Below are 6,123 nucleotides of genomic sequence, written 5' to 3'. Positions count from 1 at the left end.
ACGGCAAGATCGAGATCGACCCGATGATCACCCACACCATGCCGCTGGACGACATCAACAAGGGTTTCGACCTGATGCATGCCGGCGAATCTATTCGCTCGGTCGTCCTTTACTGATCGTAAAGGCCCCGCGCGGCGCGCGGGGCCTTTATTCGTGCCCGTCCTCCCTTGTGCGTCGGGCGGGGCGCGCGGCCTCTATTGCGCGCCAGAGGGTTGCGCCGCGTCCGGCTTTGGCTTGCCGTCATGCGACACGGTTTCGCGACCCGGCAGGATCAGGTTCAGCACGATCGCGACGATGGCCCCCGCGATAAGTCCCGAATCCAGCATCGCCTTGAGCCCGGCCGAGGCATTCGCATACAGGTCCGGCTGTGCGCGCAGGCCAAGCGCGACCGCGATTGAGACGCCGCCGACGACCATGTTGCGCTTGTTCAGATCGACCAGCGACAGCATCTTGATGCCGGCCGCCGCGATCATGCCGAACATGATGATGACGGCGCCGCCCAGCACGGCGTTGGGAATTGTCGTCACCACCGCGCCGACCTTGGGAAACAGCCCGGCGAGGACCAGAAAGCCGCCGCCGATCGCCACCACATAGCGGCTGGCGACCCCGGTCAGCGCCACCAGCCCGACATTCTGGCTGAAGCTGATCTGCGGAAAGGCGTTGAAGATCGCGGCGAAGCTGCTGGCCAGACCATCGGCCATCACCCCGCCCGAAAGCTCTCTGGAGGTGGGCTCGCGATCCGCGCCGCCGATCACCGTGCCGGCAATGTCACCGATGGATTCCGCGGTCGTGACCAGCGACATCACCACCACGCCGATGATCGCGACGGGGACGAATTCCAGACCGATCGCGAATGGTTGGGGCAGGGCGGCCCAGTCGGCCTGGGCGACGCCCGAGAAATTGACCAGCCCCATCGGGATCGCCACCAGATAGCCTACGACGATGCCGATCAGGATGCCCATCTCGGACAGGAAGCCCTTGCAGAACTGGTTCACGCCCAGCGTCACCGCGAACACCAGGAAGGCGAGCCAAAGATGCCGCGCATCGCCGAAATCCTCGGCCCCGAAGCCGCCGCCGGCATAGGCGAAACCGACGGGCAGCAGGATGATGCCGGTCAGCAGCACGAAGGTGCCGGTCACCACCGGAGGAAACAGGAAACGCACATGGCGTATGAAATAGCCGACCAGAGCCATCGCCAGACCGCCGGCGAAACAGGCCCCCATCGCGGCGGCCAGGCCGCTGTTCTGCGCCACCGGGATCAGGACCGGCACGAAGCTGAAGCTCGTGCCCATCACGATCGGCACCTTGGCGCCGATGGGACCCAGGCCGAGCGTCTGCACCAGTGTCGCGACACCGGCGACGAACATCGCCGCCTGAACCAGAAAGACCGTCAATTCGGCGGGGGCGTCGATGGCGCTGGCGATGATCAGCGGCGGTGTGACATTGGCGACGAACATCGCCAGCACATGCTGGATACCAAGCGGTATCGCCTCGAACAGCGGCGGCATGTAGTTGACATCGGTCGCATGTTCCTTGGTATGTTCGTGTGAAAACACTTCGGCTCCCCCCTTCAGTTGCAAATTCCACGTTCCTAGCACCATCTCGGTGGTCGGATTATATGAATTACGCTTAAAGAGTTTTTGCGCGCCGGCGCACAATGCACGCCCGCCGGCGGCTTTGCCCAGAGAACGCGGGTGATGCCTTGCCTTCCCGCAAGGCCAGCCCGGACAGCCCTCGGCGCCGCGTCGGATCCCGTTCGAGCCGCCGCTTGCCCTGGGTCTTGCGGAAATCTTTCGCGCCTGCCTGACGACCCCCCTGCGGCCTCTTGTTCTTTCCTGCTGCGGATCATAGAAGGCGCCTCTGAAATAGGCGATGCTGGAGGCATGGAATGCCGCTTCTGGTGATGAAATTCGGCGGCACTTCGGTGGCCGATCTGGACCGTATCAAGAATGCCGCGCTGAAGGTTCAGCGCGAGGTCGAGCGCGGCTATGACGTCATCGTCATCGTCAGCGCCATGGCGGGCCGGACCAATGAACTGGTCGGCTGGGTCGAGGCGACCTCGCCCATGTTCGACGCGCGCGAATATGACGCCGTCGTCGCCTCGGGCGAGAACGTGACCGCCGGGCTGATGGCGCTGACCCTGCAGGAGATGGGCGTGCCGGCGCGCAGCTGGCAGGGCTGGCAGGTGCCGATCAACACCACCGACCAGCATTCGGCGGCGCGGTTCGAAAGCATCCCGCGCGCCAATATCGACCAGAAATTCGCCGAAGGCTTCAAGGTCGCGGTGGTCGCGGGGTTCCAGGGCATCGGCCCGGACGGGCGCATCACCACGCTGGGCCGGGGCGGCTCGGACACCACGGCCGTGGCATTCGCCGCCGCGTTCGGGGCCGAGCGCTGCGACATCTATACCGATGTGGACGGGGTCTATACGACCGATCCGCGCATCACCTCGAAAGCGCGCAAGCTGAGCCGGATCGCGTTCGAGGAAATGCTGGAACTGGCCAGTCTGGGCGCCAAGGTGCTTCAGACCCGCTCGGTCGAGCTGGCCATGCGCTACAAGGTCCGCCTGCGGGTGCTGTCCTCGTTCGAGGATACGGACGAGAATTCCGGCACCCTGGTCTGCGATGAGGATGAAATCATGGAATCGAAAGTCGTCAACGGCGTCGCCTATTCCCGCGAAGAGGCCAAGATCACCCTGGTCACGGTCGAGGACAAGCCGGGCATCTCTGCCGCCATCTTCGCGCCGCTCGCCGATGCCGGGGTGAATGTGGACATGATCGTCCAGAACATCTCGGAAAAGGATTACGAGGAATATCCCGGATCGGTCACCGACATGACCTTTTCCTGCCCGGTCAACCAGGTCGCCCGCGCCAGGAAGGCGATGGAAGAGGCCCGCGCCGCCGGCACCATCGACTATGAGGAACTGGTGGTCGATACCGAGGTGGCCAAGGTTTCGGTCGTGGGCATCGGCATGCGCAGCCATGCCGGTGTCGCGGCGCGCATGTTCAAGGCACTGGCTGATGAAAATATCAACATCAAGGTGATCTCGACCAGCGAGATCAAGATTTCGGTGCTGATCGACCGCAAATATATGGAACTGGCCGTGCAGGCGCTGCATGATGCCTTCGAGCTGGAAAAAGCCTGAGCCGGAACGGGCCCGGCCTGGCAGCAGGAGGATCATGCCAGAGCGCAAGGACAGTGATTCACGCAAGCTGCTGCGGCGGCTTCGCGAGACATTGGCCGCTCCGGCAAGCGGGCAGCACCGGCTTGACGAAATCACCCATCACATCGCCGATTCGATGGGCACCGAGGTCTGCTCGATCTACCTGTTCCGCGACCCCGGCACGCTGGAGCTTTGCGCCACCGAAGGGCTGAAGCCCGACTCGGTCCACCGGACGCGCCTGCGCATGGGCGAGGGGCTGGTCGGCCGCGTCGCCCGCACCGGGCGCTACGTGAACACCGCGAACGCCCCCGCCGAGCCCGGCTTCCGCTTCATGCCCGAAACCGGCGAAGAGACCTATCCCAGCTTTCTGGGCGTGCCGATCCAGCGTGTGGGCGAGCGGCTGGGCGTGCTGGTCGTGCAATCCAGCAAGAGCCGCCAGTTCAGCGATGACGAGATCTACGGCCTGGAAGTGGTCGCCATGGTGCTGGCTGAAATGGCGGAACTGGGCGCCTTTCTGGGCACGCAATCGGACGGCATGCCGCTGGCGCATCGCTTCCCGCTGATGTTCCGGGGCGCGACGGGGCAGGAGGGCGCGGCCGAGGGGCATGTCTGGCTGCATGAGGCGCGGGTGATCGTGTCGAACCCCGTGGGCGAGGATCCCAAGGCCGAGAAAAAGCGCCTGAACGAGGCCGTGGCGCAGCTGCGCGCCAAGGTCGATTCCATGCTGGCGGCCAGCGACATGGGCTCGGGCGCCTCGGCCGAGGTGATGGAGACCTATCGCATGTTCGCCCGTTCCCGCAGCTGGTTGCGGCGGATGGAGGAAACCATCGATCTGGGCCTGTCGGCCGAGGCGGCGGTGGAAAAGGAACAAAGCCAGGCCCGCGCCAGGCTGGAAAGCGCCGCCGACCCCTATCTGCGCGACCGGCTGCACGATCTCGACGATCTGTCGAACCGCCTGCTGCGCATCCTGACCGGCCAGGGCGGCGATACCGGGGCCGAGATGCCCGAGGACCCGATCCTGGTGGCGCGCAATATCGGCCCCGCCGAATTGCTGGATTACGGCCGCAAGCTGAAAGGCGTCGTTCTGGAAGAGGGCTCGGTCGGCAGCCATGCCGCCATCGTCGCCCGGGCGCTGGCGATTCCGCTGATCATCCATGCCGACCGCATCGTCGTCGAGGCGCTGAACGGCGACCCGATCCTGGTCGACGGCGATTCCGGCATCGTGCACCTGCGCCCCGAGGAAACCGTCGTCAAGGCGTTTCGCGACAAGATCGCCATGCAGGCCGAGGCGCAGAAACGCTATGCCGGGCTGCGCGATCTGCCGGCGACCGACAAGGCCGGCACCACCATCCAGCTTTACATGAATGCCGGGCTGATGGCCGATCTGCCCAGCCTTGACGGCTCGGGCGCCGAAGGGGTGGGCCTGTTCCGCACCGAGCTGCAATTCCTGACCCGGACTCGGGTGCCCCGCCGCGGCGAGCTGGCGGCGCTTTACGCGCATGTCCTGGACAGCGCCCATGGCAAGCCGGTGACCTTCCGCACGCTGGATATCGGCTCGGACAAGGTGCTGCCCTATATGAAGCCGCAGGACGAGCCGAACCCGGCCATGGGCTGGCGTGCGATCCGCGTCGGGCTGGACAAGCGCGGCGTGCTGCGCATGCAGTTGCAGGCCCTGATCCGCGCCGCCGTGGGCCGGCCGCTGCTCGTCATGTTCCCCTTCATCACCGAGATGGACGAGTTCGAGGACGCCCATCGCCTGCTGATGGAGCAACTCGCGCGCGAGCAGCGGCTGGGCCATGCCATGCCCTCGGATATCCGCGTCGGCGCGATGCTGGAAACGCCCTCGCTGGCATTCGCGCCGCAGAAATTCTTCGAGATGTGCGATTTCATCTCGGTCGGTGGCAACGATCTCAAGCAGTTCTTTTTCGCCGCCGACCGCGAGAATGAGCGCGTGCGCCGCCGTTACGACACGCTCAATACCTCATTCATCCTGCTGCTGGACCAGATCGTGCGGCGCTGCAACCAGGCGCGGGTGCCGGTGTCCTTTTGCGGCGAGGATGCCGGCCGGCCGATCGAGGCGGTGACATTCGCCGCGCTCGGTTTTCGCCGGCTGTCGATGCGCCCCGCCTCGATCGGGCCGGTCAAGCATCTGATCCGGCGTGTCGATCTGGGCGGCCTGCGCCAGGTGATCGACGAGGCCGTGGCGCGCGGCGAGACGAATCTGCGGCGCAGCGTGACGGAATGGCTGGCGCGGCAGTCGCATGGCTGATCCCGGCGCGGCGCTTTGCAAGCGCGGCGGCGCCCGCCTGCGGAGGCGGCCGGCCCGTCACGCGCGCGGGACCGGCCGGGGCCGCTATCGGCGCTACATCCCCTGCTGGGTGTCGTAGCTTTCCTGCTCGACGAATTCGCCGGCCGATTGCAGGTCGCGCCCGGCCCCCTGAACGGTTTCGCAGGCGGCCAGCGCCAGCAGTGCAACGATCGGGGAAAGCCTGATGAATAGACGCATTCCGGACTCCTGAAGAGGCATGTTGTCATATTTCGGTAAAACGCCGCGCCGACGGCCCGGTTCCCCTGCGCGTTAGCATTTGGTTAACGGGTTCGTGCTAGCCAGAAGCCATGCGTCGGATCGTCCTTTTGCCCGTTCTTCTGCTCTCTGCCTGCGCCTCGCCGGCGCCGCAGTATTTCAACGCGACCCGCCATGACATCACCCTGGAGGGGATTGATTTCGCCGTGTTTCACAAGGGCGCCTCGGCCGAGGTGATCCGGCTGGGCTATCTCGGCCGGCGCGAGCGTGGGCGGGTCCCCGAACTGATGATGCAGGCGGCGGAACGCACCACCGGCTGCGCGGCAATCCCGAACAGCGCGCGCAGCCGCATCCCCGGCGACACGGGCGAGGCGCGGATCGCCCTGCAATGCGGCCCGCCGATGTGAACGCGGCGGGCAAACCCGCGGCGGGCCGG

General features: G+C 65.7%; 5 protein-coding genes and 1 pseudogene. 4 read left to right on the top strand and 2 right to left on the bottom strand.

Going from position 1 to position 6,123, the window contains the following annotated elements; genetic code table 11:
• Positions 1-116 (top strand): annotated as a pseudogene (locus IT41_RS20690) (S-(hydroxymethyl)glutathione dehydrogenase); the annotation flags it as partial.
• Positions 117-194: 78 nt separating this feature from the next.
• Here the strand turns inward: IT41_RS20690 and IT41_RS09695 are convergent.
• Positions 195-1,556, bottom strand: a complete 1,362-nt coding sequence (locus IT41_RS09695) for a uracil-xanthine permease family protein (protein ID WP_197055986.1) — start codon at positions 1,554-1,556, stop codon at positions 195-197.
• 332 nt (positions 1,557-1,888) lie between these two features.
• Here IT41_RS09695 and IT41_RS09690 point away from each other — a divergent pair, with 332 nt between their 5' ends.
• Complete coding sequence (locus IT41_RS09690) at positions 1,889-3,145, top strand: aspartate kinase (RefSeq protein WP_036740704.1); 1,257 nt, start codon at positions 1,889-1,891, stop codon at positions 3,143-3,145.
• Between the two features lie 34 nt (positions 3,146-3,179).
• Positions 3,180-5,432: a phosphoenolpyruvate--protein phosphotransferase gene (gene ptsP / locus IT41_RS09685; protein ID WP_036740702.1), complete on the top strand. Its 2,253-nt coding sequence runs from the start codon at positions 3,180-3,182 to the stop codon at positions 5,430-5,432.
• Between the two features lie 93 nt (positions 5,433-5,525).
• Here the strand turns inward: ptsP and IT41_RS09680 are convergent, their stop codons facing one another.
• Positions 5,526-5,669: an entericidin A/B family lipoprotein gene (locus tag IT41_RS09680; RefSeq protein ID WP_036740700.1), complete on the bottom strand. Its 144-nt coding sequence runs from the start codon at positions 5,667-5,669 to the stop codon at positions 5,526-5,528.
• A 110-nt stretch (positions 5,670-5,779) separates the two neighbouring features.
• Here IT41_RS09680 and IT41_RS09675 point away from each other — a divergent pair, with 110 nt between their 5' ends.
• Entirely contained in the window at positions 5,780-6,094 is a 315-nt protein-coding gene (locus tag IT41_RS09675; protein ID WP_036740698.1) for a putative periplasmic lipoprotein, read from the top strand.
• Positions 6,095-6,123: the final 29 nt, after the last annotated feature.

Source organism: Paracoccus halophilus (assembly GCF_000763905.1).
Classification (GTDB): Bacteria; Pseudomonadota; Alphaproteobacteria; order Rhodobacterales; family Rhodobacteraceae; genus Paracoccus; species Paracoccus halophilus.
This window is presented reverse-complemented; position numbering and strand designations above follow the sequence as displayed.

Excerpts from the sequence above, each read along its gene's own strand:
- IT41_RS09690 (WP_036740704.1), top strand. The coding sequence starts at position 1,889 with ATGCCGCTTCTGGTGATGAAATTCGGCGGCACTTCGGTGGCCGATCTG.
- ptsP (WP_036740702.1), top strand. The coding sequence starts at position 3,180 with ATGCCAGAGCGCAAGGACAGTGATTCACGCAAGCTGCTGCGGCGGCTT.
- IT41_RS09680 (WP_036740700.1), bottom strand. The coding sequence starts at position 5,669 with ATGCGTCTATTCATCAGGCTTTCCCCGATCGTTGCACTGCTGGCGCTG.
- IT41_RS09675 (WP_036740698.1), top strand. The coding sequence starts at position 5,780 with ATGCGTCGGATCGTCCTTTTGCCCGTTCTTCTGCTCTCTGCCTGCGCC.